At 61.2% G+C, this 26,208-nt stretch carries 29 protein-coding genes; 19 read left to right on the top strand and 10 right to left on the bottom strand.

Annotation, left to right across the window (positions count from 1 at the left end; translation table 11 throughout):
- Positions 1–10 precede the first annotated feature (10 nt).
- From HMPREF2875_RS07860 to HMPREF2875_RS07830, 7 genes are all read left to right on the top strand, one after another.
- Positions 11–1,612: an ABC transporter family substrate-binding protein gene (locus HMPREF2875_RS07860; protein WP_070671865.1), complete on the top strand. Its 1,602-nt coding sequence runs from the start codon at positions 11–13 to the stop codon at positions 1,610–1,612.
- Entirely contained in the window at positions 1,602–2,471 is an 870-nt protein-coding gene (locus HMPREF2875_RS07855) for a PIG-L family deacetylase (RefSeq protein WP_070671863.1), read from the top strand. The genes HMPREF2875_RS07860 and HMPREF2875_RS07855 overlap by 11 nt, the downstream gene beginning before the upstream one ends.
- Positions 2,468–2,860 (top strand): hypothetical protein, encoded by a 393-nt coding sequence (locus tag HMPREF2875_RS07850; protein WP_070671862.1) that lies wholly within the window; start codon positions 2,468–2,470, stop codon positions 2,858–2,860. Before HMPREF2875_RS07855 ends, HMPREF2875_RS07850 begins: the two co-directional genes overlap by 4 nt.
- Positions 2,861–2,910: 50 nt before the next feature.
- A complete protein-coding gene (gene fdxA / locus HMPREF2875_RS07845; RefSeq protein WP_005327491.1) occupies positions 2,911–3,234 on the top strand; it encodes a ferredoxin in 324 nt (107 codons plus the stop codon).
- A 3-nt stretch (positions 3,235–3,237) separates the two neighbouring features.
- A complete protein-coding gene (dapC, locus tag HMPREF2875_RS07840) occupies positions 3,238–4,323 on the top strand; it encodes a succinyldiaminopimelate transaminase (RefSeq protein WP_070671860.1) in 1,086 nt (361 codons plus the stop codon).
- Positions 4,324–5,148 (top strand): pseudouridine synthase, encoded by an 825-nt coding sequence (locus HMPREF2875_RS07835; RefSeq protein WP_070671857.1) that lies wholly within the window; start codon positions 4,324–4,326, stop codon positions 5,146–5,148.
- Positions 5,149–5,225: 77 nt separating this feature from the next.
- Positions 5,226–5,789: a GtrA family protein gene (locus tag HMPREF2875_RS07830; protein WP_070671856.1), complete on the top strand. Its 564-nt coding sequence runs from the start codon at positions 5,226–5,228 to the stop codon at positions 5,787–5,789.
- Positions 5,790–6,171: 382 nt separating this feature from the next.
- Here the strand turns inward: HMPREF2875_RS07830 and HMPREF2875_RS07825 are convergent, their stop codons facing one another.
- From HMPREF2875_RS07825 to HMPREF2875_RS07800, 6 genes are all read right to left on the bottom strand, one after another.
- Positions 6,172–6,642: a hypothetical protein gene (locus HMPREF2875_RS07825; protein WP_070671975.1), complete on the bottom strand. Its 471-nt coding sequence runs from the start codon at positions 6,640–6,642 to the stop codon at positions 6,172–6,174.
- Entirely contained in the window at positions 6,635–6,844 is a 210-nt protein-coding gene (locus HMPREF2875_RS13830) for a helix-turn-helix transcriptional regulator (protein ID WP_070671854.1), read from the bottom strand. Before HMPREF2875_RS13830 ends, HMPREF2875_RS07825 begins: the two co-directional genes overlap by 8 nt.
- 57 nt (positions 6,845–6,901) lie before the next feature.
- Complete coding sequence (locus HMPREF2875_RS07815; protein WP_070671852.1) at positions 6,902–7,759, bottom strand: DUF559 domain-containing protein; 858 nt, start codon at positions 7,757–7,759, stop codon at positions 6,902–6,904.
- A 495-nt stretch (positions 7,760–8,254) separates the two neighbouring features.
- Positions 8,255–9,685, bottom strand: coding sequence for an amino acid permease (locus HMPREF2875_RS07810; protein ID WP_070671850.1), 1,431 nt, complete (start codon positions 9,683–9,685; stop codon positions 8,255–8,257).
- A gap of 87 nt (positions 9,686–9,772) precedes the next feature.
- The gene (gene dapD / locus HMPREF2875_RS07805; protein ID WP_070671847.1) at positions 9,773–10,744 is read right to left on the bottom strand and encodes a 2,3,4,5-tetrahydropyridine-2,6-dicarboxylate N-succinyltransferase; all 972 of its coding nucleotides are present in this window, start codon (positions 10,742–10,744) and stop codon (positions 9,773–9,775) included.
- Positions 10,745–10,762: 18 nt separating this feature from the next.
- Positions 10,763–12,121 carry an amino acid permease gene (locus HMPREF2875_RS07800; RefSeq protein ID WP_070671846.1) on the bottom strand — a complete coding sequence of 453 codons (1,359 nt, stop codon included), beginning with the start codon at positions 12,119–12,121 and terminating at the stop codon, positions 10,763–10,765.
- A gap of 90 nt (positions 12,122–12,211) precedes the next feature.
- Here HMPREF2875_RS07800 and dapE point away from each other — a divergent pair, with 90 nt between their 5' ends.
- The 7 genes from dapE to HMPREF2875_RS07765 are packed head-to-tail and all read left to right on the top strand — an operon-like array spanning position 12,212 to position 17,070.
- Positions 12,212–13,300 (top strand): succinyl-diaminopimelate desuccinylase, encoded by a 1,089-nt coding sequence (dapE, locus tag HMPREF2875_RS07795; protein ID WP_070671845.1) that lies wholly within the window; start codon positions 12,212–12,214, stop codon positions 13,298–13,300.
- Between the two features lie 6 nt (positions 13,301–13,306).
- Positions 13,307–14,077: an LOG family protein gene (locus HMPREF2875_RS07790; RefSeq protein WP_039674823.1), complete on the top strand. Its 771-nt coding sequence runs from the start codon at positions 13,307–13,309 to the stop codon at positions 14,075–14,077.
- Positions 14,078–14,103: 26 nt separating this feature from the next.
- On the top strand, positions 14,104–14,916 hold the full coding sequence (gene folP / locus HMPREF2875_RS07785; RefSeq protein WP_210388174.1) for a dihydropteroate synthase: 813 nt from the start codon (positions 14,104–14,106) through the stop codon (positions 14,914–14,916).
- A complete protein-coding gene (locus tag HMPREF2875_RS07780; RefSeq protein WP_070671842.1) occupies positions 14,913–15,644 on the top strand; it encodes a glucosyl-3-phosphoglycerate synthase in 732 nt (243 codons plus the stop codon). The genes folP and HMPREF2875_RS07780 overlap by 4 nt, the downstream gene beginning before the upstream one ends.
- Positions 15,645–15,647: 3 nt before the next feature.
- Positions 15,648–15,962 (top strand): DivIVA domain-containing protein, encoded by a 315-nt coding sequence (locus tag HMPREF2875_RS07775; RefSeq protein WP_070671840.1) that lies wholly within the window; start codon positions 15,648–15,650, stop codon positions 15,960–15,962.
- Between the two features lie 40 nt (positions 15,963–16,002).
- Complete coding sequence (locus HMPREF2875_RS07770; RefSeq protein ID WP_070671838.1) at positions 16,003–16,170, top strand: DUF3117 domain-containing protein; 168 nt, start codon at positions 16,003–16,005, stop codon at positions 16,168–16,170.
- A 9-nt stretch (positions 16,171–16,179) separates the two neighbouring features.
- Positions 16,180–17,070: a methyltransferase domain-containing protein gene (locus HMPREF2875_RS07765; protein ID WP_070671836.1), complete on the top strand. Its 891-nt coding sequence runs from the start codon at positions 16,180–16,182 to the stop codon at positions 17,068–17,070.
- A 21-nt stretch (positions 17,071–17,091) separates the two neighbouring features.
- Here the strand turns inward: HMPREF2875_RS07765 and HMPREF2875_RS07760 are convergent, their stop codons facing one another.
- Both HMPREF2875_RS07760 and glgA read right to left on the bottom strand, forming a co-directional pair.
- Positions 17,092–18,549, bottom strand: coding sequence for a GH32 C-terminal domain-containing protein (locus HMPREF2875_RS07760; protein ID WP_070671834.1), 1,458 nt, complete (start codon positions 18,547–18,549; stop codon positions 17,092–17,094).
- Between the two features lie 11 nt (positions 18,550–18,560).
- Positions 18,561–19,721: a glycogen synthase gene (glgA, locus tag HMPREF2875_RS07755; protein WP_070671832.1), complete on the bottom strand. Its 1,161-nt coding sequence runs from the start codon at positions 19,719–19,721 to the stop codon at positions 18,561–18,563.
- Between the two features lie 142 nt (positions 19,722–19,863).
- Between glgA and glgC the strand changes: the two genes are divergently transcribed.
- Positions 19,864–21,081 carry a glucose-1-phosphate adenylyltransferase gene (gene glgC, locus HMPREF2875_RS07750; protein ID WP_070671973.1) on the top strand — a complete coding sequence of 406 codons (1,218 nt, stop codon included), beginning with the start codon at positions 19,864–19,866 and terminating at the stop codon, positions 21,079–21,081.
- Positions 21,082–21,218: 137 nt separating this feature from the next.
- Here glgC and HMPREF2875_RS07745 read toward each other — a convergent pair whose 3' ends face one another.
- Positions 21,219–21,866 (bottom strand): O-methyltransferase, encoded by a 648-nt coding sequence (locus tag HMPREF2875_RS07745; protein ID WP_070671830.1) that lies wholly within the window; start codon positions 21,864–21,866, stop codon positions 21,219–21,221.
- 163 nt (positions 21,867–22,029) lie between these two features.
- On the opposite strand from HMPREF2875_RS07745, the gene sigE reads away from it, so the two are divergent.
- The 3 genes from sigE (at position 22,030) to HMPREF2875_RS07730 (ending at position 23,877) form a co-directional block, all read left to right on the top strand.
- A complete protein-coding gene (gene sigE, locus HMPREF2875_RS07740) occupies positions 22,030–22,692 on the top strand; it encodes an RNA polymerase sigma factor SigE (RefSeq protein WP_070671968.1) in 663 nt (220 codons plus the stop codon).
- Positions 22,693–22,765: 73 nt separating this feature from the next.
- Positions 22,766–23,215 carry an anti-sigma factor family protein gene (locus HMPREF2875_RS07735; protein ID WP_070671828.1) on the top strand — a complete coding sequence of 150 codons (450 nt, stop codon included), beginning with the start codon at positions 22,766–22,768 and terminating at the stop codon, positions 23,213–23,215.
- Between the two features lie 77 nt (positions 23,216–23,292).
- A complete protein-coding gene (locus HMPREF2875_RS07730; RefSeq protein ID WP_070671826.1) occupies positions 23,293–23,877 on the top strand; it encodes a twin-arginine translocase TatA/TatE family subunit in 585 nt (194 codons plus the stop codon).
- Between the two features lie 10 nt (positions 23,878–23,887).
- On the opposite strand, the gene HMPREF2875_RS07725 is transcribed toward HMPREF2875_RS07730, so the two are convergent.
- The gene (locus HMPREF2875_RS07725) at positions 23,888–25,027 is read right to left on the bottom strand and encodes an Mrp/NBP35 family ATP-binding protein (RefSeq protein WP_070671824.1); all 1,140 of its coding nucleotides are present in this window, start codon (positions 25,025–25,027) and stop codon (positions 23,888–23,890) included.
- A 161-nt stretch (positions 25,028–25,188) separates the two neighbouring features.
- Here HMPREF2875_RS07725 and HMPREF2875_RS07720 point away from each other — a divergent pair, with 161 nt between their 5' ends.
- Positions 25,189–25,965, top strand: a complete 777-nt coding sequence (locus tag HMPREF2875_RS07720; protein WP_070671822.1) for a hypothetical protein — start codon at positions 25,189–25,191, stop codon at positions 25,963–25,965.
- Positions 25,966–26,208 lie beyond the last annotated feature (243 nt).

Below are 26,208 nucleotides of genomic sequence, written 5' to 3'. Positions count from 1 at the left end.
GTGTGGTGGCGTGGTCCGTTTCCCCCGGTTGCTGGCCGCGTACGTGCTGGTCAGTGCGCTGAGCGCCTGCCAGGTCAATCCTGGCCCACCGCCCGTCGTCGAGGCGGACGAGCAAAGTTCTTCGCCCACCGAGTCGACTACGGAAAGCTCCACCCCAGAGGAGGTTCCGGAGGAAGACGAGCTGCCTGAGCGCAGCACAGTGGCCATCGGCGTGGACCCACTGCGCGGCGGCCTCAATCCGCACCTCATAGCGAATAACTCTGAATTGGTGAGCCAGATTGCGGAGCTCGTCCTTCCCTCCGCTTTCCACGGCGATGAGATGGATACGGACGTGCTGGAATCGGCAGAAGAGATTGATGCCTCAGGTAACGTCGCCATGCGCGTGCGCTACACCATTGCCGGGCCTGCACAGTGGTCGGACGGCACGCCTATCAGCGGCTCGGATTTCCACTACCTGTGGTCACAGATTACCCGCACACCTGGGGTAAATTCGGCGTCGGGGTATCAGGCGATATCGGCAGTGAGGACGTCGGGAAGCGGCCGCGTTGTAACGGTGGACTTTAAGCAGCGCGTCGAAGACTGGCACAAGCTTTTCGCCCATTTGCTGCCCTCACATTTGCTGGTGGACAAGGAGTTTGCCTCCGTTCTCTCGGAGGGCATTCCGGCTTCGGCTGGGCGCTACATGGTGGCCGGCATGGACCGCAGTCGCGGCGTCATCACTCTTAATCGCAATGACCGCTTCTGGGGTGAGGATCCGGCGACCATTGACGTCATCCAGCTCCGCGCCCTTCGAGATACCACCCAGGCTGTGAATATGCTGCGCTCGCACCAGATTGGGTTTGCGGACTTTACTCCGCAGCAGACCAGTCTGGAGAGTCTGAGCCTGCTCAACAACGTTAACACCGGGGTAGTGACGCGCCCACGCCAGTTGCGCGTGCAGATGTCCACTCTCGAGGAGGCTTTGCCGGAAGAAGCCCAACGCCGCGCTCTGGCGTCTTTGCTCGACACCGAGCAGATCGCGCGTCTGGCCACCGGCCGCTCCTCCAACTTAGAGCCCGGCCACAATCCCTTTAGCGACCCCGTCGAGCTCTTCCCGTTACGCGAGCGCGCTGGCCGCAAGCCACTGCGCATCGCCGTCGATCCGCTCAACCCCACTGCGCTGGCGGCTGCGAATACCATCGCAGACCTGTTGCAGTCGAAGGCTATCGACGTTGAGATTGTCTCCGAACGCCTCAGCACCATCACCACGGAGCTGCTTCCCGCCGGCAAGGTGGACGTGGTCCTGGCCTGGGACGAGAATGGGAAAGATTCGTTGAGTATGGCGGACTTCTTCACCTGTGCGACGTCGAGTAGCCCCGCAGGTGAGCTCAGCGGTTTCTGCCCCGAGCAGGCCGAGGAAACTGCGGCGGACATCCTCGATGGTTCCCTTGACTCCATGGCTGCCCAGGAGCGGGTGAAGCAGCTTAATGCGGAGCACGTGCTCTTTGTTCCTCTGCTGAATGAGGTGCGAATTCACGCCTTGGGCAAAGGTATCGTGGGGCGCGGACAAAGCATCGAGGACTGGGATTCAGGCCTCGTCAGCGCACCGCAGTGGAGGATAGATGATGATTAATGATCTCACCGGCTACCGCGTCGTAGCCGTGCATGCACACCCGGATGACGAGGTGCTCTTCACCGGCGGCACCTTAGCGGATATGGCTGCCCGCGGCGCCGACGTCACCGTCATTACCGCGACATTGGGCGAGGAAGGCGAGGTCATCGGCGAGCCCTACCAGTCGCTGGCGGAAAGCGATCGCCTCGGCGGCTTCCGTGCCTGGGAGTTGAAACGTGCTCTTGACGCTTTGGGAGTTCACGGCATCCAGCTCGGCGGGTTCGGACACTTCCGCGATTCTGGCATGGCGGGTTCACCCGCACACGAGAACCCGCAGGCGCTGGTCAACCGCGTCGATGAGGCCGCATCCCTGCTCAAGGCTCACCTGGAGCGTTTGCAGCCGCATGCCGTGCTTACCTATGGCCCCGATGGCGGCTATGGCCACCCAGACCACATTGCGGTGCACCGCGCGGTGCATGCGGCCGCGGCGCCCGAGCAGCGCATCTGGTGGGCCATTTTCGAGCGCGCTGCCCACTACCGCGCGCTGGAGTCCCTCACCCCGCCGGAGGGCTGGAGCCTGCCGGACAAGGCCTACCTGGACAACTTCACCACCGAAGGTTTCGACGTGGCCTATGCGCTTTCCGACGCCCCCCTCGCCTCCAAACGCGCCGCCATGCTTGCCCACGCCACACAAATCTGGCTGGCTGATGGCTCGCTCACCCCCGTCAATCCGCAGGCCGCCCAGGCTGGACTCAGTAACCCCGCTGAAGTACCCGCTGCCTACGCGCTGTCCAACCTGCTCACCATGCCGCTGCTGCGCCACGAGTATTACCAACTAGGTCAGGGGACTGCACAGGATACGTTGCTGGGGGAGAAGTGAACGAGCGCGCCATCCGCACAGATTTCTCTCGCGGCGAGCAAATAGGTGGCCTCGTGTGGCTGGTGTTGGGAGCACTATGCTCGCTGACCCTCGAGGTGGTGTACCTCACCGCACGCGTGCCGTGGTTCGACGGAACCAGCGTTCCTTTCCCCATCACCGTCCTTATCGCCTTCTGGTTTAACGGGGTGCTCACGCGCACAGCGCGGCTGTGGAGTGAGAATCCCTACATCGCAGGGTTGCCGGGATTCGCGTGGGCGGGCGGATTCTTCGCATTCCTGCTGGGAGGAGCCATCGGTGATGGTTCCTTGCTGGCCAATAATATTCTTAGCCTACTGCTGTTGACGGCGGGAATCGCGGGTAGCGTTTGGCCATTTTTTAAGCCGGAGTAGCATACTGTTATTCGTAGAAAACCCGTGACACACAGGAGTTTGAACCCCTTATGACTTACACCATCGCGCAGCCTTGCGTCGACGTGATGGACCGCGGCTGCGTTGAAGAGTGCCCGGTCGACTGCATCTACGAGGGCAAGCGCATGCTCTACATCCACCCGGACGAGTGCGTGGACTGTGGCGCCTGCGAGCCTGCTTGCCCGGTCGAAGCCATTTTCTACGAGGACGATGTTCCGGATGAGTGGCTCGACTACAACGACGCCAACGCTGCCTTCTTCGATGATCTTGGTTCCCCGGGCGGCGCGGCTGCGCTGGGACCGCAGGACTTCGATGTCCCGATGATTGCCGCACTCCCGCCCCAGAACCAGGAGTAGACCATGAGCCGCACGCCGCTCGGAGATGCTCTTCCGGATTTCCCCTGGAACTCCTTGGCTGATGCCAAGAAGAAGGCCCAGACCCACCCGGATGGAATCGTGGACCTCTCTGTAGGCAACCCAGTTGATCCAGTCGCACCCGGTGTGCAGCTAGCTCTTTCTTCCGTAGCGGAAGCTCCTGGCTACCCACAGACGCAGGGCACCCCGGAGCTGCGGGAGGCCATCGCGAAGGCTTTGGAACGCCGCTACCACATGCAGGTGGATGCGGTATTGCCGGTCATCGGCACCAAGGAAGCCATCGCGTGGCTGCCCACCTTGTTGGGCATGCGCGGCCAGACCGTGGCCTTCCCCTCGGTGGCATACCCCACCTACGAGGTCGGTGCCCTTCTGGCCGGCGCCAATCCCCTTCGCGCAGACGAGGACTTCCAGGATGCCTCGCTCGTGTTCATCAACTCGCCGTCGAATCCGACGGGCAAGGTGTTGGGCGTCGAGAAGCTGCGCGAAATCGTCGCTTGGGCGCGTGCGAACAATGCCATCGTGGCCTCCGACGAGTGCTACATGAGCCTCGGCTGGGATGACGCCAACCCGCCCGTCTCCATCCTTGATCCGCGCGTGACCGACGGTGACAGCACCGGGCTTATCGCTATGCATTCGTTGTCCAAGACCGCGAACATGGCGTCCTACCGCGCCGGTTTCCTTGCCGGCGATGCCGAACTCATCACCGAGCTGCTGGAGCTGCGCAAGCACGCAGGGCTCATCGTTCCGGGCCCCATCCAGGCCGCCATGGTCGCCGCGCTTGACGACGACCTCTCCGAAGCCCTCCAACGCCAGCGCTACGCCGCCCGCCGCGCCAAGCTCATGCGCGCGCTTAGCGATGCTGGTTTCACCATCGAGCACTCGGAGGCTGGCATGTACCTTTGGGCTACGCGTGGTGAGAATTGCCGGGCGACCGTCGATTGGCTGGCAGAACGCGGCATCCTCGTCGCCCCCGGTGATTTTTATGGTCCCGCCGGCGAACAGTACGTGCGCATTGGTCTCAACGGCACTGATGAGCGCATCGCCGCAGCTGTGGCCCGCTTGGCTGCGTAAATGGCCTTTCGCCCACCAGCGCGCGAAGGTATTAGCCCGCGCAAGGTGATGCTTACTGGCATCGTGCCTGCTTCTCCTACCTACTGGGCAGGGGAGGCGGGCGATTCCGCGTTTTCGTCCGGGACCCGCTTGGAGCCAGGCACTCTACTTCCTGGGCCCACGTTGGCGTGGTATCACCCTTCTATCCCGCGTGAAGAACCCATTCCTTTTGACTACCGGGTGGTGTATGAGGACGGGGACCTGATAATCGTCGATAAGCCGCACTTCTTACCCACGACGTCGAATGGGCGCATCGTGCGTGAAACCCTGCAGACTCGGCTGCGCGCGGATTTCGGGGAGGACGAGATTGTTCCGCTGCACCGTCTGGATAGGCTGACTGCGGGGCTAGTGTTGTGCTCGCGAAATCCCCGCACACGGTCTAGCTACCAGCGTCTTTTTCAGGAGCGCGCGGTGCTGAAGCACTATCAAGCTCGAGTGGCCACTCCCTTTTCTTTTGACGGTACGGTCCGCCTAGGCATGCGGCGCGTGCGCGGTGAGCGCCAAGTGCGCGTGGATCCTTTCGGGACGCTCACGGAGACTCGCGTGCGCGCGCAGGACACGCTTGTCGACGTCTGGCCTCTCACCGGCCATACCCACCAAATTCGCGTGATGCTCAATCACCTGGGCCATCCGATTCTGGGGGACGATACCTATCCCGTCGACCGCGGGCTGGCGCTTTACGATTTTTCTTCACCGCTGCAGCTTGCGCACGTCGCGATGCGCTTTCCTGACCCCATCAGTGGCCAAGAACGTGCGTTTAAGCGCATGCACGGCGCGCGTTTTTAGTTTGTACTAGGCGAGGGACTAAACTCGTACGAAGTTTTATTCATCTATATTGAGCATTCTGCATGAAGGGTGGGTCCATGGCGGACTTGAGCTTTGCTCGCTTTGCCTCGAACCTTGGCCAGTTCATCAAGTTCGGACTGGTAGGCGGTTCGGGCACGCTGGTCAACATTGCGACCTCCATCGTGGCCGCGAAGTGCGGCCTGGCATGGTTTGGTGCCACCCCGCATGATGCGATGTTCAATCTCTTTGGCACCCAGTTCCACGTGCGCTGGTTCATGCTCTTTTCCACCATCGCCTTCCTCGTGGCCAATACGTGGAACTACCAGCTCAACCGCATGTGGACCTTCAAGTCCGTGAACAAGGTGTCGTGGTTGCGCGGATTCTTGCCATTCCTCATCACCGGATTTGGCGCCTATTTGGTAACTCTCGCGGTGCAATACTTGCTCATGAATCCGACCTCGCCGCTGCAGCTTCCGCCTCATATCTTCGATGACACCACCGGCTTCCGCACGATGTACTACTGGGCGAATGCCATTTCCATCGTCGTGGCCATGCCCATCAATTTTGTGTTCAACAAGCTGTGGACTTTCCGCTCCAAGCCTAAACAGCCAGTAGTAGTCCACGAGACTGAGCCTGCTTAAGCCTCGTTGCCACTTCTCGATACAGCTTCACCGCCTCGCGGCCTTTTTGCTGCCTCGCCACCCTTCACCCCTTCTGCTTTTAAGCCTCGCCACCCTTCACGCTCACAGGCGTTCGGATGCGGGGACTTTGTGCTACTCCCGTGAGCGCGAAGGTCGGGGCCTCCACCCATCTCTCCCTTCACGCTCACGGGAAACACTCATTCTGCGAGGATCTTGCATTCGGTGAGCGCCAAGGGCAGGTAGTACAAGAAGAGCAGCCACCACCAGAACAGCAGCCACCACCAGAACAGCAGCCGACACCCTTCGCGCTCACCGGAATGAGAAAACAGCAACACCCGTCTTCCGCGGTGAGCGCGAAGGGCGGGTGGGGAAGTCTACGCGGCTAGTCCTCGAGCTCGGCGTCGAGGCGAGCCTGGTCGCGACGATGCTGGCGACGTCGGATGAAAGGCGTCAGGATTACCACCGTGATGACACCAGCTCCAGCGCCAATGAGGTAGGCAGCGGGCTCAGGTGCATAGGCGTTAAACGCAATACCGGTGAACATAACTGCGAGCGGGATGAGGTACAGGACCATGGCGAGCCAATTGCGGCCAACGAACGGGATGGCGACGCGGCGGCGCAGCCACACCGTGCTGATGATATTTCCGATAACTGAAGGCACGAGGGCAAGGAGGCAAAGCAAACTCATCTTACCTGGGAGCACCCACGCGAAAATAGCGGCAACAACGAGCTCAAGGAACTGGATTTGAGGTGCAGCAATGGTGCAGGCTTTGTAGAAAGTCTCGCGCTCGTATTCGTCGTGGGATGCGCGTTCGATTTCTCGAAGTGAGTAGTTGGCAATTGCATTAATCATGTTGATCATCTCCAAAAATTTCTTCGACGGTTTTTCCAAGTTCACGGCAGATGTCTAGGGCAAGATGCACTGAAGGGGAATAGTTGCCGCGTTCAATGTTTGCGATGGTCTGGCGGGAGACGCCTGCTCTTTCGGCGAGTTCTGCCTGTGATAGCTCGAGCCAGCGTCGCCACTTGCGGACCATGTTTGGGTGGTCAGGCATCGAACCTCCTTTACGGTGTGTCGCACTTACATGACTCAGTGTAAAGAATAATTGACACTAAGGCAACCGTTGTAGGCATAAATGCCACATCCAATAGGGCTGAGTCACACACGAGGGCAGTTGCGGTTTTCGCCCTTTGAGCAGCTCAAGCGTCGCTTTAATGAGGTCGAGCGCATCATCGAGGTGGTAGCGGATATCGTCGGCAGTAAAGCGCAAAACTGTGTAACCATGAGCGACAGCCGCATTTTGTTTCGACCGATCAGCCTGAAAAACCTCACTGCTTTTGTGGTACTGCCAGCCATCAACTTCGATGATGAGTTTGTCAATGAGAAAATCAAAGCGATACCCCGCGATGAGCACATTGTGTTCCGGGTAAATTCCTTTCGCCCGCAAACTCCGGCTGAGCTCGCGCTCCGACCGGCTATCCGTGCCTATCGGCGTGTTGCGAATCGCTTCCTTTAGCCTTCGGGGCACTCGCCGCATCCTCTGCTGGTCTTTGTCTAAGCGCCCGGGCCCGTCCTTGCCGCGATAATGCTTCTCCAGCAAAGGGCCGCTCGCGCCAGCTATTCGACGCGCCGACCATAACGCCTCGACAACGGGCAAGCCTCCAACCTTGGTTATTGCGCGAAGCCGCGAATGCGTCACGCGAAAAGTCTTCCCCTTAAGAGTTCGCGGCCCCTCGGCTTCCAGCGGAAACGTCAGCTGTCGCCCAAGGAAAATCTCTTGCGCAGTCTTGCCGGTGAAATGAATGTTGCTCAACCCGTGCACCAAAGCCCGCGCGACCGCCAGCGGCGTCCACTCGTCGGTGTAAATCCCTCGATGCACACGGAAGAGCGTGCGCTCACGGAGCCTTTGCCTGATAGCTTCTTTGCTGAGTCCCTGTGCGCGCAATTCTGCGGTTGTCCATGTTCTCATAGCACCGAAAATAAGCAGTGCTTAGCGACGCCCCCATCACCCCAACCTCAGCCTGTGGACAACTAGCCTCCACGAGCGGCCCCCAGGGCTCGATTCGTGTTCTCCTGTGGATAACTTCCCTTCGCGCTCACCGGCGGGTGGCGGAGTGTGGTAGTGGAGGCCGGTTGTGAGCGCGAAGGGCTGAGGAAAGGCCACCGACCCGTCCCCAGCCAACAAACACCGCCCCTCGCGCTCACGGGGAGAGTTGAAGTGGCGCTCTGGTGGTCGCTGGTGAGCGCGAAGGGATGGGGAAGGGCGCGGGGTGGTGCGAGATTAGCTCACAACGCCCTTTGCGCTCACGGGGCGAGTCGAAGCGGCGCTCTGGTGGTCGCTGGTGAGCGCGAAGGGAGGGTTGGGGGAAGGGAGAATTGGGGAGAGAACGGCAGGGGGAGAGGAGAGATGGGGAGAGAACGGCAGTGAAAGAGATAGTAGTGGAGAGAAGAGAGGAGCTTGAGCTTAGCGCGTTTCTAGCTCAGCAGTGGTAGGCAGCGGGAGGCGAGCCGTTGGGGCGATGCCGCGGGCCTTTGCGTTGATAACGCCGGCGACGGCGAGCACCGCGAACATGGAAGCGGCGGAGAGGAGTTGGATGCGGGCGGAGGCGTCGGTAAGCATGAGCACCGCAATGGCAGCAAAAAGCGCCAGAGCGAACCACGTGAGGTAGGGGTAGGCCCACATACGCACGGGCAACGGGTGGATGGCCTCGAGCTGGCGGCGCAACCGCAATTGGCTGACTGCAATGAAGACCCACACGATGAGCAGCGAGGCGCCGGCTGCGTTGAGCATGAAGGACAAAAGCCAGCCGGTATCGGCGTAGTTGAGCACGACCATGACCACGGACAGCGCCACGGAGAGAGCAATGGCGGTTGTGGGAACGCCGCGACGATCGGTAGTAGCGAAGAGTTTGGGAGCCTCGCCGCGGGAGGCCAGTGAATGCATCATGCGCGAAGAGGCGTAAATCTGCGCGTTGAAGGCGGAGAGCAGCGCGAGGACGATGACGACCTCCATGATGAGCGCAGCGGCGGGGATGCCGGCGCGGTCGAGCACCATGGTGAAGGGCGATTCGGCAGCGGACTGCGCGGAGCCCAACGAGGAGTAAGGCAGGAGGAAGGTGATGACGAGGACGGACCCGAGGTAGAACACCGAAATGCGCGTAATCGTGGTGCGTACGGCGTTGACGAGGGACTTCTCGGGGTCCTCGGACTCGGCAGCTGCGATGGCGACGACCTCAATGCCGCCGAAGGCGAAGGCTACAGCAAGCAGGCCGGCGGCGACGCCGCCGAGGCCGTTAGGCATGAAGCCGTCTTCGAGGAAGACCGACGTGCCGATGAATGGGTGGCCGGGCAGGAGGCCGAAGACGAGGAGCGCGCCGATGATGAGGAAGAGGACAATGACGGCGACCTTGATGAAGGCGAACCAGTACTCGAACTCGCCAAACATGCGCACACGCAGCAGGTTAATGAGGCCGAAGAGCGCGACACAGATGGCAGCAGGGATCCACGGTGGGCAGTCGAACCACGCACCGATGAAACCTGCGGCGCCGGTGATTTCGGCGCCAAGAACAGCGACGGTGGCCAGCCAATAAATCCAGCCTTGAGTAAAACCAGCCCAACGACCAATGCCGTGCTCCGCGTATTCGGAGAAAGAGCCGGAGGCGGGGATGACCGTGCCCATTTCACCAAGCATCTGCATGACGAGGATGGCAAGGAAACCAGCGATGAGATAGGCCAAAAGGACAGCCGGGCCGGCGGCAGAAATGCCCACGCCGGTACCCAAGAAAAGGCCCGCGCCAATGGTGGAGCCCAGCCCCATCATGGTGAGATGGCGGACCTTGAGGCCGCTGCCGAGCGAGCGAGGAGAGGAATCGTTTTGAGCAGTCACCTCTAGCATTCTAGGCAGTCGGAGGCAGCCTTGGGGCCGCCGGGGTATAAAAAGACCTCCGCGGGCAGAAACCCGGGGAGGTCAAACAAACAGCGCTTAGTTCTTGTGCAGGTCCTCGTTGAGGGCCACGGCATCGGACTTCCAGTCCACTGCCTCGACAGAGCCGGACACGGAGTTGCGGCGCAGCAACACGCCCGAGACACCAGAGAGCTGGGAGCCCTTAACAGTGTCGCCCTCAGCAACGTCGAGCGCCTGCGCGATCTTGCCAAAGACGGCGATCTTGGTGCCGGCGGTGACGTAGAGGCCGGCTTCGACAACGGAGTCGTCGCCAAGCGAAATGCCAATGCCGGAGTTAGCGCCGAGCAGGCAGCGCTCACCGATGGAGATTACCTCCTTGCCGCCGCCGGACAAAGTGCCCATGATGGAGGCGCCGCCCCCGATATCGGAGCCATCGCCCACGACGACGCCCGCAGAAATTCGGCCCTCGACCATGGAAGCGCCCAAGGTGCCGGCGTTGAAGTTCACGAAGCCCTCGTGCATCACAGTGGTGCCCTCAGCCAAGTGAGCGCCCAGGCGGACGCGGTCGGCGTCACCAATGCGCACGCCAGACGGGACGACGTAGTCCACCATGCGTGGGAACTTGTCCACGGAGTAGACCACGACCGGGCCGCGGGAGGCGAGGCGGCCGCGGACCATCTGGAAATCAGCAACCGCGCAGGGGCCGTAGTTGGTCCACACCACGTTGGCCAGCTTGCCAAAGATTCCGTCCACGTTCAGGCCGTGCGGCTTGACTGCGCGGTGGGAAAGCAGGTGAAGGCGCAGGTAAGCGTCGTACGTATCGGCTGGGGCCTCGTCCAGATCCTTGATGGAGGTTTCCACCGCAATGCGGGCCACGCCGCGCTCTTCATCCGGACCAACGAGTTCGGCGAACTGCTGCGGAGTCTCCTCCAAGCGCTTGGTGCCGCTGGCATCTACAGGGGTATCGAGGTGGACTGCTGGGAACCAGACGTCCAAGACGGTGCCGTCGTGGGTAATGGTTGCCAGGCCACGTGCGGAAGCAGTAGTCATAGCGTCACACCCTAGCAGCTACGCGCCTGAGTGTCGCTTCTTCCTACCCGGGAGTAGGTAGAAGATCACAATGAGCCCGGCCGTGAGGATGAGGACGGCAATGACTTGGTTGCGGGCGGAGGCGTCGAAAAGCATGAGCAGAGTCAGGCCCACCAGGGCCAGCACGGTCAGCCACGGCAGCCACGGATAACCCGGAACGCGCAGCGTGGTGAGTTCACCATTGGCCTTGAGCTGAGGATGCAGCTTGATGTAGGAGGCCACGATGAAGCACCAGATCACCAAGAGGCAACCGCCCACCGCGTTAAAGAGGAAGGCCAGCAGCCCCGGCGGATTCCAATACTGCAGCACCACTGATGCGAAGGCGAAGATAATGGACAGCAGCACCGCGAAGACTGGGGAGCCGGAGGTGTTGGTCTTCAAGAAGACGTGGTGCGCGCTGTGGTCCTTGGCCATGTCGTAGACCAGACGGGAGGTGGCGTAAATCTGCGCGTTGAAGGCAGAGAGCAGCGCAAGGGCGATAATGGCCTCCATAAAGCCGGCGGCGAAAGGAATCTGCGCGGCAGCCAAGACGAGCGTGAAGGGCGAGTCGGCTGCGACGTCAGCATCCTGGATGGAGCTAAAAGGCAGAGCCATTGTGATGACGAGGATGGAGCCGATGTAGAAGACCATGATGCGCACGATGATGGCGCGGACCGCCGTGGCCACGTTGTGGGCAGGATCCTCGGATTCGGCTGCGGCAATCGTCACCAGCTCAATGCCGCCGAAAGCAAAGGCCACGGCGAGTAGTCCGGCAGCAAATCCCGGTCCGCCGTTGGGCAGGAAGTTCTCCGTAAAGTTGTGGCCGGCCACGGAGAGGTCCATGCCGGGCAGAATACCTAGTGCCATGAGCACACCGACGCCAAGGAAGGCGACAATGGTGCCTACTTTGATGATGGCAAACCAGAATTCAAACTCGCCAAAGCCGCCCACGGCCGCAAAATTGACCACCGCAAAGAAAACCACGGCCACCAGGGCCGGAATCCACGGATCCACACCAAACCAGTTGGAAACGATGGCCGCAGCACCGGTGATTTCAGCGCCCATGACCATGACGAGCATGAACCAATAAATCCAGCCCAGAGTAAATCGCGCCCAGGGCCCAAAAGCCTGGCCCGCATAGGTAGAGAAGGCTCCCAGGGAGGGGCGGGCAGAGGCCATTTCTCCGAGCATCCACATCACCAAGGCGATGAGTACGCCAGCCACCGCATAGGAGACGAGGATAGACGTGCCGGAGACCTGGATTCCCAGTCCTACGCCGAGGAAGAGACCCGCGCCTACCGCTGAGCCGAGGCCCATCATGGTGAGGTGTCGGGTTTTGAGTTGTGTGGCCGCAGCCATGTGAGATCACCTTTAACAACGTTGATTATTTGCAACGGGAAGTACTTTACGCAATGCACTAACTGACGGGGAACGCTAGCATGGCGGGTTGTGACTTTAAATCTCTTCGCCGACCCCATTGAGCTCACCAAGGCACTGGTGGATATCCCCAGTCCCTCTCACCACGAGGAGGCTATTGCCACTGCCGTCGAGGAGGCCCTGCGCGGCCTAGACCAGAGCAAGGTCGAGGTTGAGCGCTACGGCAACACTGTCTGTGCCCGCACCAATCGCGGTCTGAAGACTCGCGTCGTGCTCGCGGGCCACATCGACACCGTGCCGCTGGCCGATAACGTGCCTCACTCCATGTCGGAGGATGGCACCACTATGTATGGCTGCGGCACCGTGGACATGAAGTCCGGAATGGCCGTCTACCTCAACGCCTTTGCGCAACTCTATGACTCAGAGGAGCTCAAGCACGATCTCACCGTCATCGCCTACGAGGGCGAGGAGGTGGCCACCGAGTTCAACGGCTTGGGCCATCTGCAGAAGGATCACCCGGAGTGGTTGCAGGGAGACCTCGCGCTGCTGGGCGAGCCCTCCGGCGCCATGATTGAGGCCGGCTGTCAGGGCACCATCCGCCTGCGCGTGACAGCACATGGCACCCGTGCGCATTCGGCCCGTGCGTGGCTGGGCTCCAATGCCGCGCACACCTTGGCCCCGGTGATGATGAACGTGGCCAACTACCAGCCGCGTGACGTGGAGATTGATGGCTGCACCTACAAGGAAGGCCTCAATATCGTGCACCTGGAATCCGGCGTGGCTACCAACACGATTCCGGATGAGGCCTGGATGTTCGTCAACTTCCGCTTCGCGCCTGACCGCACCGCGGAGGAGGCGTTGGCGCACATGAAGGAGATCATCGGCGAGCACGAGAACGTCAGCATTGACGTCGATGACATCGCCAGTGCCGCCATGCCAGGCCTGGGCCAGCCGGCGGCACGTGCGCTTGTCGACGCCGTCGGGGGCAACGTCCGCGCCAAGTACGGCTGGACCGACGTCGCCCGCTTCTCCGAGATGGGAACCCCAGCCGTTAACTTTGGATCCGGTGATCCGGGCTTTGCTCATAAGAAGGACGAACAAGTCCCCGTCGAGCAGATTACCGAGGTTTCTCACGCTCTCTTGAACTACCTGAAGGGATAATCCACCATGACCCCCGAGCAAATCCGCACTCTCCGCGGCCCACTGCTCGTCCGCACCGCCGGCGAGCAGTCCTCCACCTTTGACCAGCGCCTTCTGCAATCCGGCGCGGATCACGAGTGGCAGCATGCAGATCCGTGGCGCGTCCTGCGCATCCAGGGCGAATTCGTCGACGGTTTCGACGCCCTGGCCAAGCTCCCGAAGGCCGTGACCGTCTTCGGATCGGCGCGTTCGCGCGAGGAGGATCCGATCTACCAACTTGGTGTTAACGTCGGCAAGCGCCTGGCGGAGGCCCAGTACGCCGTCATTACCGGTGGTGGCCCCGGCATCATGGAAGCGGCCAACCGCGGCGCGCACGAGGCTGGTGGGCTTTCGGTGGGCTTGGGCATCGAGCTGCCGCACGAGCAGGGCCTGAACCCGTACGTCGACTTGGGCTTGAACTTCCGCTACTTCTTCGCACGCAAAACCATGTTCCTCAAATACTCCCAGGCCTTCATCTGCCTGCCCGGCGGTATGGGCACGATGGATGAATTCTTCGAGGTCATGTGCATGGTTCAGACCGGCAAGGTGACCAACTATCCCATCGTGCTTATGGGCACCGACTACTGGTCCGGCCTGGTGGAGTGGATGAAGAACACGCTGGCAGATGGAGGTTTCATTAGCCCGGAGGACTTGGATCTCTTCCTCGTGACCGATGATCCGGATGAGGCACTGGCCCACATCGTGGCGGCACACAAGGTGATGTCGGATAAGCGCATCCGGGAGCAGGAGGGCAAGTGAGCCCCCACCATGGTCTGGCCCAGGTTATGGCGATTGTGAACCGCACGCCGGATTCCTTCTATGACAAGGGCGCTACCTTCAAGCTGGACCCCGCAGTGGAGCGAGGGGAGCAGGCGCTTGCCGACGGCGCCTCCATCATCGACATCGGCGGCGTCAAGGCCGGGCCGGGTGAACATGTCGACGCCACCGAGGAAATCGAGCGCGTCGTGCCTACCATCGCGGAGTTGCATCGCCGCCACCCGGAGGCGCTGATTTCAGTAGACACGTGGCGCGCAGAGGTTGCCGAAGCCGCGATTGCGGCCGGAGCTGGTCTGGTCAACGACACGTGGGCTGGGTGGGACCCAGAACTCATCGAGGTAGCCGGGGAGAAGAAGGTGGGCTACGTGTGCTCGCATACAGGTGGTGTGACACCGCGTACCCGCCCGCACCGCGTGCACTTCGATGATGTCGTAGCGGACGTTATCTCAGAAACCACGCGGCTGGCCGAGCGCGCCGCCGACCTCGGGTGCCCTGAGGAACTGACCTTCATCGACCCTACGCATGATTTTGGCAAAAACACCTTTCACGGACTGGAGCTGCTGCGCCGCATCGACGAGCTCGTAGCAACCGGATGGCCAGTGCTCATGGCCTTGTCCAACAAGGATTTTGTGGGCGAGACCCTTAACCGCGCCGTGGACCAACGAGTGGCGGGCACGCTGGCGGCGACGGCCTGGTCGGCCGCGCGTGGTGTTGCGGCATTCCGTGTCCACGAAGTGGGGCCGACACTCGACGTCATCCGCATGACCGCTGCCATCCAGGGCGAGATGCAGCCCCTGGCGACAACCCGCGGGTTGGCATGAAAGTTTCTGTAGTTATCCCTGCGCTCAACGAGGAGCGCACCGTGGCGCACGTCGTGCATGCATGCTTGGCCGATGAACCCCACGAGGTGCTCGTCATCGATGCGGATTCGAGCGATGACACTGCCGCTGAGGCACAGGCGGCAGGAGCGCAGGTGCTCAACTGGCGGGAGATCCTGCCTGCGGAGCCCCGACCCGGCAAGGGCGAATCCCTCTGGCGCGGTGTGGCGGCAGCTGAGGGCGACATCGTCGTCTTCATCGATGCCGACCTCGAATCCGCCGCTCCCGGAATGGTCTCCGCGCTTACCGAGCCATTCATCGATCCGCACATCCAGATGGTCAAGGCGCGCTATCAGCGCAGCTTTGAGGGAAAGCCCACCGGTGGTGGCCGCGTGACCGTGCTAACCGCCAAGCCGCTGCTGCGCCAGTTCTTCCCAGAGCTCGCACACATTGACCAACCACTCGGCGGCGAATACGCCTTAAGGCGCGCGGCCGCCATGGAACTGCCGTTCGTGGAAGGGTACGGGGTAGAAGCGGGGCTGCTGGTGGACGTCGCCAAGCGCTATGGCCCCTATGCCCTCGCCGAGGTGGACCTGGGTACCCGCGCGCACCGCAACCGTCCGCTGGAGGAGCTGGCGCCGATGGCGGACGTGGTGGCGCGCACAATCCTCTCACGCGCCGGTGTCATTGGGGCGGTGCCGCAGCGACCACCACTGATGGGTAGGATTTAGCGCATGATGTCCTGGATTTTGCTCATCGTTGTCCTCGTTGCGCTCATCATCATCGGTTCGTGGGCGTGGGGCAGCATTGTCGGCCGCGGCACCGTTATGGATACCCCAGACGAAGCCGTCGATGTTGACGCCGAAAATCTCCGCGCCCTGGAGGAGAGCCGCTTCGATGACCTGCGCTTTGACGTGGTTCCGCGTGGCTACCGCCAAGATCAAGTCGACGCGCTCATTGCTGCCGTGGAACGCCGTCTTTCTGCTCCGCACGGCTCGTCTGCTGTGCCGGCGAGCGTAAACGCGCCGCGTGAATCTGAAAAGGGCTAGACTAGAAGGACGTTATAACAATAGTCGAAGGAGACTCACTATGGCAGCGATGAAGCCACGTACTACTGGTGGAGAGATGGAAGCAGTAGAGGAGTCCCGCAAGATCGTCATGCGCATTCCTTCTGACGGGGGTGGCCGCATCGTCATCGAGCTCAGCAAAGAGGAAGCAGCGCAGCTCGGTTCACTCCTCGTCGCAGTTTCTAGCTAGTCTAGGAACATGCTTTCACATATCATCGATATTCTGGCCGATCCCGCCGATGGCAGCGCCCTCACGGGCGCGGATGACTTTGCTCGCCTCGTCTCGGAGACCGGCCATTCCTATGATGTGGCCAAGCAGGGCTATGTCACGTTGGCAGCCGGTGCTGGTCTGAAGCACCAAGGCGATGATGCAGCCATGGTGACGGCCCGTGAATCCTACCTAGCCATGGGCCACTTTGCACCCTTTGTGGAGGCAGTTACTGGCGCTGTGCAGGACGCCCTGGAAACCCAGGAGGAGGCCAGCCATGCCGCAGGTCTGGACGAACATACCGCTCCCGCCCTGCTCGAGGTGGGCGCCGGAACTGGTTACTATCTAGCTCACACCCTGGACTCTATTGAAGGTGCGCGCGGAGTCGGCCTCGACATTTCCACGCATGCCGCCAAGCACCTGGCCAAGTCCCACGAACGCGTCGGCGCCGTGGTGGCGGATGTGTGGGAGCGCCTGCCTATTCGCGATAACTCGATTCACGCCATCTCTGTGGTCTTTGCCCCGCGTAACCCGGCGGAATTCCAGCGAGTCCTGGCTCCCGGCGGCGAGGTCATCGTTCTGACTCCGCAGGCCGGCCACCTGGATGAGCTGCGTGAGCCGCTCGGCATCCTGGGGGTGGAAGAAGGCAAGGTGGAGCGCCTCTACTCCCAAGCGGAGGGCTTCCTCGAGCAGTCCGCTGACCCGGTAGATATTTCTTTCCCCATTACCTTGGACAAGGCGTCTATTGCCGCCCAGGTAGGCATGAGCCCGTCGGCGCGCCACATTAGCCCGGAGGAGCTGGCAGAGCGCATGGCCGCTCTGCCGCAGTCCCTGACTGTGACGGCGCATGCGCGCCTGGACCGACTGCGTTCGGCGTCCTAGACGCCGAACGAGCGAATCACATTAAGAGCGCTTGGAACCCTTGCGGTTCCAGGACTGCTCAATAACGGCCTCACCGTCTGTGTCGACCTCGATGGCGGAGCAGCCGCCCTCGAAGTAGACGCGGGAGCTCATGGCAACGAGGCCACCATCGACGAAGACCTCCACGCTCGCGCCATCCTGAATGATGGTGAGCGTGTCGGAGTCTCCTTCCGCCAGTGGGGCCACGGCCGGAGCAGAATCCTTGAAGTAGTGATCGAAGGCCTTGGACATCGAACGGTCCAGGCTAATCTCATCACCAGTGTGGCGAATTACGGCGGCCGGGTCACCGGAGCCATCACGCAGCGTCACAGTAACGCTGGAATTCTCCGGAACCTCAAGCACGCCGGTCCAGGATTGCGCGTAGTCAGACAGCTTCACTGCATCCGGCAAGCCCTGCGCAGGGGTCTGGTACAGCACCCCGCCCTGCAGGGTCACCGCGCGTGGCAGCGAGAGACTGTTTGCCCAGCCTTCGGCCTCCCACGTCGGGTGCTTCGAGGCATCATCACCGCGGCCATTGCCGTTAAGCAGTCCCAGAATAACCGCGCGGTCATAACGGCGCTCCTGGGCAATCGTGCCCGTGGTGGTGTTGGTATTGCGCGGACGGGAGAAATCGTGGCCGAAGTCCACGCGCTGGAATCCCTTGGCCACGGTGAACTCGGTACCATCGAGGCGGCCCACGATGTAGCCGGATACGTCACGGCCGGCGCGCTCCAAAGTGACGAAGAGGACGTCGTAGATTTCTCCGTCTACTTCATCGCGCAGGCGCACCAGACGCGGTGAGACCACCGGCGGAATGGGGGAGGTTGCCGGAACCTCGCCCTCATTAAACCCTGGGTCACCGTTGAAACTCAGCTTGCCCAGAACCGACCATGACTCACCATTAGGGCTTTCGAGGATAACCGGAACGGGGGCATCAGCATCACCGGTCAGGGCCAGCATGAGCCAGCCATCGTGGCCCTCCTCGCGGTCCTCCTTGGCCCAATCGGGCACCACAGACGGCGAGCGGAAGCGGTCGAAGTCAGTGTGTGCTCCTACGGCCTCACCGAAGCGAACCACGTCTGGGTCCAAGGCAGTTGGGTCATCAGAGACGACACATTCGTCGGCGTAGTCGGTATAGCGCGCCAAACGCACGCTGGTGCCCACGGACGTCACGGACGTGAAGTACAGGTTGAGAGCATCCTGGCCTTCCGCTACGGAGCCGGCGCGCAGGGACAGCTCGCCGCCGACGGGGGCTAGGACATCATCGCAGTCCAGCCACGCAAACGGCGTTTCCTCGGAGAAGGTGTGGCCCCAGCGGGCCGGCTGGCCGGGCTCAGGGCGGTATTGATGGAACAAGTGCCACGTATCGCCATCGCGGACAATGCCCGCAGGGGCATCGAGGATACCGGAATCGGGGACGAAATGAATTTCTGGTCGGTGTTGTTGTTGGGGTTGCGTCACGGCAGTCCTTCCTACATCAACGAGCGGTAAATGTCCACGGTCTGCTGCGCGATGGTGGCCCAAGAGAACTCACGAATAGCGCGCTCACGCCCGGCGGTGCCGAAGCGTTGTGCCAGCTCAGCGTCCGCAGCTACACGGTTGACCGCAGCAGCAATATCGGCCTCGAACGCGGCTTCATCGGCAGCGTCAAAGTGCACGAGGACACCCGTCTCGCCGTCGACGACGACCTCCGGGATGCCGCCAACATCGGAAGCCACGACGGCCGTACCGCAGGCCATAGCCTCGAGGTTGACAATGCCCAGCGGCTCATAAATGGAGGGACATACGAACACATCTGCACCGGAGTACACCTGTTTAATCTCTTCGCGGGAGAGCATCTCCTTGACCCAAAACACACCATCGCGCTGCGCACGGAGCTCTTCGACGAGAGCCTCGGTCTCTGCGGCAATCTCCGGGGTATCCGGGGCGCCTGCACACAGCACGAGCTGGATATCCTCATCGAAACTCTGCGCGGCCTTAAGAAGGTGCTTGACACCCTTCTGCCGGGTAATACGGCCCACGAAGGCGGCGATGGGGCGCTGCTTATCGACGCCCAACTTGTCCAGCACCGGCGCCTCACCCGGCTGCCAGATGTCAGTGTCGATGCCGTTGAGGACGACGTGGACCTTGTCGGCAGAAATACGCGGGTAGGCCTCCAGGATGGAATCTTTCATTCCGGCTGAGACCGCGATGACCGCATCGGCGTATTCCATGGCATTTTTCTCTGACCAGGAGGATATTTCATAGCCTCCGCCGAGCTGCTCGCGCTTCCACGGGCGGTGCGGCTCCAAGGAGTGTGCGGTGACAACGTGCGGGATGCCATGCAGGCGGCCAGCGAGGTGGCCACCCAAGCCGGTGTACCACGTGTGGGAATGGGCGACGTCGATGTCGGAAGCAGCGTTAGCCATGCGCAGTCCCGTGGACAGGGTCTGAAGCGCAGCGTTTGCCTCAGTGTCCTTCAGCTCGGGGTCGACTCCATGCACAAAGACGTCCTCTTCATCGCGCGGGGACCCCATGCAGTGAACAGAAACGTCAATGATGTCACGCATAAATCGGGTCAGCTCCGCAACGTGAACACCAGCTCCGCCGTAGATTTCCGGCGGGTACTCCTTAGAAAAAACTCCGGCTCTCATACCTGCCCAGAATACGGATCTTCCCCCGCGCGCGCAGAAGGGCAGTAGTAGGGCAGACGTGAGTCTGTGCGACCCCGATGGCGGGGGTGAAAACTGCATCTTTTCCCTGCAGAATGTGGAAAAACTCGTTAGATTGGGTGTCGTGAGAAGCCTTCCTAACGTCCTTGCCATTGTCCTCGCCGGCGGCGAGGGAAAGCGCCTCTTCCCCCTAACTGAAGACCGCGCCAAGCCCGCCGTTCCGTTTGGTGGTTCCTACCGCCTCATTGACTTCGTGTTGTCTAACCTCGTCAACGCCGGTTTCTTGAAGATTGCCGTGCTGACTCAGTACAAGTCCCACTCCCTGGACCGCCATATCTCCCAGGCGTGGAACCTGTCGGGGCCGACTCCGCAGTTCATCGCCTCCGTCCCGGCCCAGCAGCGCCGCGGTAAGCGTTGGTACAACGGTTCAGCCGATGCCATCGTGCAGTCGTTGAACCTCATCTATGACGAGAAGCCCGATTATGTCATCGTCTTCGGCGCAGACCACGTCTACCGCATGGACCCGGCTCAGATGGTGGAGGAGCACATCGCTACGGGTCTGGACTGCTCTGTTGCAGGTATTCGCGTTCCACGTTCGGAAGCTACCGCCTTCGGCTGCATCCAGGCAGACGGCATGGGCACCATCACGTCCTTCGTAGAAAAGCCAGCAGATCCGCCGGCTACTCCGGATGATCCGAACATGACCTACGCGTCGATGGGCAACTATGTCTTCACCACTGGGGCCCTCATTGAGGCCCTCCTGCAGGATGAGAAGAATGAGGAATCTGCCCACGATATGGGTGGTGACATCATCCCGTACTTCGTGGATCGCCAGCAGGCTCACGTCTATGACTTCATGTCCAATGAGGTCCCCGGTTCCACGGACCGTGACCACGGTTATTGGCGCGATGTCGGTACCATCGATTCCTTCTATGAGGCGCACATGGACATGATTTCCGTGCACCCCATTTTCAATCTGTACAACCGCTCGTGGCCTATTCACTCCACGGATGATTCCAACTTCCCACCGGCCAAGTTTGTGCAGAACGGTATTGCCCAGTCCTCGATGGTGGCACCTGGCTGCATCGTCTCCGGCGGTACTGTGCGCAACTCGGTGCTGGCTTCCGACGTTCACGTGGCCGACGGAGCAACGGTCGAAGGCTCCGTCATTCTCCCCGGCGTGCGCATCGGCCGCGGTGCCGTGGTGCGCCGCGCCATCTTGGACAAGAACGTCGTTGTGAGCGACGGCGCCATTATCGGTGTAGACCGTGAGCGCGATGAGCAGCGCTTCAAGGTCTCCGATGGCGGCGTGGTCGTCGTGGGCAAGAACGAGAAGGTTTAACTCAGCCCACACCGCGGCCCCAGACCGGAACCAGCCCCTCGACCAAGACCAAAGAGAGGGCACAAGGACAACAATCCCGGCCTCTTCACCCCATGCAAGGGGGGAGGAGAGCCGGGATATTTATTCGCCTCGGTGAATTAGAGCTTGGTCACGAGGGTGAGCCCCGCACCATAGGGCAAGCGCGTGACGGCCGCGCCTTCGAGGGAACGCGCGAATTCGTCGGCCTCACGGGCAGCGGCGGTGTCGCGGTCAGTACGCGAGGTATCGGCCACAGTGCCATCCAGCAGCGAGTTCGCGAGCACCAACGTGCCGTGCTGGTGTAGGAGCGGCCAGGCGGCCTTGACCAGCGCGGGCATATCGAGGGCGGGGACCTCGGCGTAGATGACCTGGTAGGTGTCGTTAGCCAAACGCCCCATGATGTCGAGCGGACGTGAGGGCAGGAAGCGCCCGCGGCTGGAGGAATAGCCGGCATCGCGGAAGGTCTGCTTTGCACTGGCTTGGTGCTCAGCCTCTGGATCAATGCAGGTGAGAATGCCGTTGCCCGACATTCCGGCGAGAAGGTAGAGGCCCACCACCGAAGCCGCCGGGGTAATCGCTACCGCCTGGGGGCGCGACGTCGTGCCGGAAGAGACCGCCGCCAGGGTGCTCAGAAGCTGTCCGGTGGATTCATCCGGAACCGGCAGTCCGTACTCTTCTGCGTGGGCGCGGGCGCTGGTGAGCGCTTCCGATACCTCGCTGGTGGATTCGATAAAAGATCGCAGTGCGTCATAAGCCGTAGTAGTCACAGTGAAAACCATAGTGAAAGGACCGTGGCTGTGGGACAAGAATCGCGCAGGATGCAGTGCCCTATGTGACGCGAGTAGCGCATGAAACCGGTGGTATGGATTCACAGGGTGCTCACAGTACTGTGGCTGGAGTTTCCGTGCTGTCTATAGAAAGATGATCGTCATGACAAAAAAGCAGCGCGAGAACGTACCCTCTCTCAGCTCCGACGAACAGGTCAGCACCCTCGAAGAACACACCGCTGACACTGAAGAGCTCACGGGTACTGCCGCGTTTGATGCCGGTGAAGCTGACATGCCCTCGTGGGGCGAGCTGGTGGCCGAGCATGCTGATGGCGTCTACCGCTTGGCGTACCGCCTCTCCGGTAACCAGCACGATGCCGAGGACCTCACGCAGGAAACCTTCATGCGCGTCTTCCGCTCTCTGGACAAGTATCAGGCCGGTACGTTCCATGGCTGGTTGCACCGCATCACCACCAACCTCTTCCTCGATATGGTGCGCCACCGCTCCAAGATTCGCATGGAGGCCCTGCCGGAGGATTACGAACGAGTGCCTGGTACCGACATGACCCCAGAGCAGGCCTACTCGGTGGCCAACTTGGACCCGGCGCTGCAGTCGGCCTTGGATAACCTGGCTCCGGACTTCCGTGTCGCCGTAGTTCTCTGTGATGTCGTGGGCATGAGCTACGACGAGATTGCCGAAACCCTCGGAGTCAAGATGGGTACTGTGCGCTCCCGTATCCACCGTGGCCGTTCTCAGCTGCGTGCTGCACTGGAAAAGGAAGCGCAGACCAACGCAGACACCCGCAGCCTCCTGCGTACGCGCTAACGCTAGACTTGGCCAACAACTAGCCCCCTCGATAGGGGCGGCCCGAAGATTGAGGACGAAAGGAGAACGTTTCGTGGAGTCGTTAAATGGCAAGTCCCACGAGCGTTCCCATTCCTTGCCCGGCATCTTTACGGAGGCACAGGCCAAGGTCCGTGATAAGGCTAAGGCTCGCGCACAGCGCGCGGACACCATCGGGCATTTGGGCCCGGAAGCCATCGTGGCTTTCGTGGATGGGGAAATGCCCGCAAAATATGCGCACCGCGTGCGCGTCCACCTCGTGCACTGTGCCGAGTGCCGCGCCGAAATTCACCATCAGCGCAACGCCTCCGAGTGGGTCCGTGAATGCAGCGTGGAATCACACGTGAGAGCCCCGGAATCCCTCATGGCCAAACTGGCCGGTATTGCTCACCAAGGGGCGGGTCCAGGTCCCGATGCGGAGGAACCTGCCTGCCAGCCGCGCCAGGATTTCCTGGACAAGGTGGAGATGGTGATGCGCGCCATTAAGCACAATCAGCGCGGCTGAGCTGGGAGAGTGCTCGTGCTCAGTAAGCGCGGCATGCTCGTCCCAGATCCTGCCGGCAAAGTGGTTAAGATAGTTTCGTGTTTTCCTCAATCGGTTGGCTGGAGATCATCACTATTGTTCTCCTCGGCCTCGTCATCATTGGTCCGGAGCGCCTCCCCGGCGTGATTATGGACGTGCGTGCGGCCATCTACGCGGCGCGCAAGGCCATTAACAATGCCAAAGCGGAGCTCAATGGTGAGATGAACGGATTGGGTTCGGAATTCGATGACCTCCGCGTGCCCCTCGGGCAGGCGATGGAGTGGACGCGCTTGGGACCACGTGGTGTCATCACAAAGGCGCTTTTCGACGGCGACGATTCCGCCTGGGATGACTTCAACCCGAAGAAGATGGCGGAGGACATCAAACACAGCACGGACCCCGCTCAAAGGGACATGCCGTCCCCTGCGGCTCAGACCGGGCAGGCGCCACAGCAGACCGGTGGGCCACAGCCAGCAGCGCAGGATCCGCACGAGCAGCGCTCGCCGCAGCCAGGCCGCCCGACCTTTGATTACTCCCAGATTTACGCCGACCCTAACGCCAGCTCCCCTGAGAAAGAGCAACCCCCGCGCGGCGGGAATGCATCCACCGGCGGGGGCAGCGTCTCGTGGGAAGACGTCACGTAAGCGTGGCGTACTAGTTTTTACGGGTTACACCGAGGCCGAGCTTCTTACCCACGAGGGAATCCGAGCGCACGGCGATGGAGTCTGCCACCGAGTTGATGGCCTGGGTGGCGGGGGACTGTGGCGCCTTGATAACGATGGGCGTTCCCTCGTCGCCAGCAGCGCGCAGGGCGGGGTCCAGTGGGATGGAAGCCATGAGCGGAACCTCGTGGCCCAACAGCACGCTAAGGCGCTCAGCCACGACCTGTCCGCCGCCTTCACCGAAAATGTCCATGGTGGAGCCATCCGGCATGACCATGGCGCCCATGTTCTCAATGACGCCGGCAACGCGCTGGCGCGTTTGCTGGGAAATGGAACCGGCGCGCTCGGCAACCTCGGCAGCCGCAGCCTGCGGGGTGGTCACGATGAGTAGCTCAGCATTCGGAATGAGCTGCGCTACCGACAGCGCCACGTCACCGGTGCCCGGCGGAAGGTCGAGGAGGAGAACATCTAGGTCACCCCAGAAGACATCTGCGAGGAACTGCTGGAGTGCGCGGTGCAGCATGGGGCCGCGCCAGACGACGGGAGCATTACCCTCAACGAACTGACCAATGGAAATGTGCTTGATGCCATGGGAGATGGGGGGAAGCAGCATTTCGTCGTCAAGCACTGTGGGGCCCGCAGTGGAGCCGAGCAGGCTGGGGACGGAGTGGCCATAAATATCGGCGTCCACAATGCCGACCTTGAGGCCCTTCTCCACGAGAGCAGCTGCTAGATTCACCGTGACGGAGGACTTGCCCACACCACCCTTGCCGGATGCTACGGCGAATACGCGGGTGGTGGACTCCGGCTTGGCAAAAGGAATCTCCGGCTCAGCCTGCCCACCGCGCAGCTTCTGCTTGAGCTCCTTGCGTTGCTCATCGCTCATCGGCGTCATGGAGATGGAAATCTCACCCACGCCATCAATCTCAGCGACGGCTGCGCGGGTGTTGGATTCGATGGTGCTCTTCATCGGGCAGCCGGCGATGGTGAGATACAGCTCGATGTCCACATCCGCCCCGTTGACGGTCACGGCCTTCACCATGCCGAGCTCAGTGATGGGACGGCCGATTTCAGGGTCGTCGACGCGCTCAAGCGCGGAACGAACAGCAGATTCAGTAATTGCGCTAGTCATAACTCGCACCAGTCTAGTCATCCTCCATTGAGGAGAGCCACACCGCATGAGGGCTACGGGGTGTGTAAGATTCAGCCAGACGCTGCAGCTAAGCGCTGCGGCCCGTTAGTTGTGACATGTTGTGCTTGATGTCCTGTGCCTTGTCCGGTCAAAAAGAAAGAATGCGCCAGATTTTGATGCCCCGCCTTGCTGCACCTTCCCGAACCTTCTCCCGCGTTGTTGGGGTGGCAATGGTGGGGATCGTGGGGGCGTCGATAAGCGCGTGCTCCGAGTATGAACCCAAACCGGACCCGCAACCTTTTGCGTCCTCGCCCATCACCATCATGATTGACCCGACGTCCCACAAGCAGCGCGTGCTGGCGGAAATCTACCGCCAGACCCTGCTCGATGAAGGACGCGCAGTCACCGTGTCCCAGGATCCCATGGTGGTGCGGCGCGGCACTGGACATACTGGCGGCGTGAGCCGCACCGGCAACTTTTTTGTAGGCTGCACGGGTGAGTTTTTGAACGCCTTTAATCCAGCGGAAGCCCGCGCGATATCGAAAGACTACGCGGCCGCTCAGGATGAGGGCACAAAAGACGTAGATTTCTTGGAGCGTGCACACATCGCGCTCATGGCGTCGATGCCGCCGGAGCTGTCCGTAGTGGAACCCGCAGGCGCTCAAGGCTGCCCGAACGCCAAGCCGGAGCTGCCGCAGAATTACGTCGTGGTCTACCAAGATGGCCTGTTCAACCGCGACGAGAAGCTCGAAGTCGCCTCCTTCACCAAGTTCCTTACCGCGCAGGACCTCGACGAGGTAGTGCAGGACGTGAAGGACTCCGACGACTTTGAGGCAGTCGTGCGTGCCTGGATGGAGGCCAACCTCCAGCAAAACCTTAATGAGGAGGGCGACTCCAACTCTTCCGGCGGTTCGGATTTGGTCCATGAGGAATCCTAGAAGAGACAGGCATAAGGGGTGAAGCTCCAGGCATCTGAGCGATGTCCCAGGACTGTATAAAACGCCGATGGGCACGCCCTGCTTGGCGACGTCTCACCGAACCGCCCGTTCCTTCAGTGCAGAAACGGATCAGTTTCTCACAGGGTGGGTGGTTCAGGAAAAATTATAATTCCCATGAGGCGGGTAGTTTTTCTTAGAAATCCCAGGTAAAAGCCTGTTTTCCTTGAGATTTTCTGTGACGGC

This window comes from Corynebacterium sp. HMSC078H07, assembly GCF_001812805.1.
In the GTDB taxonomy this organism is placed as follows: Bacteria; Actinomycetota; Actinomycetes; order Mycobacteriales; family Mycobacteriaceae; genus Corynebacterium.
Note: the sequence above shows the minus strand (reverse complement) of the source record. Positions and strands in the feature narration are given on the sequence as shown.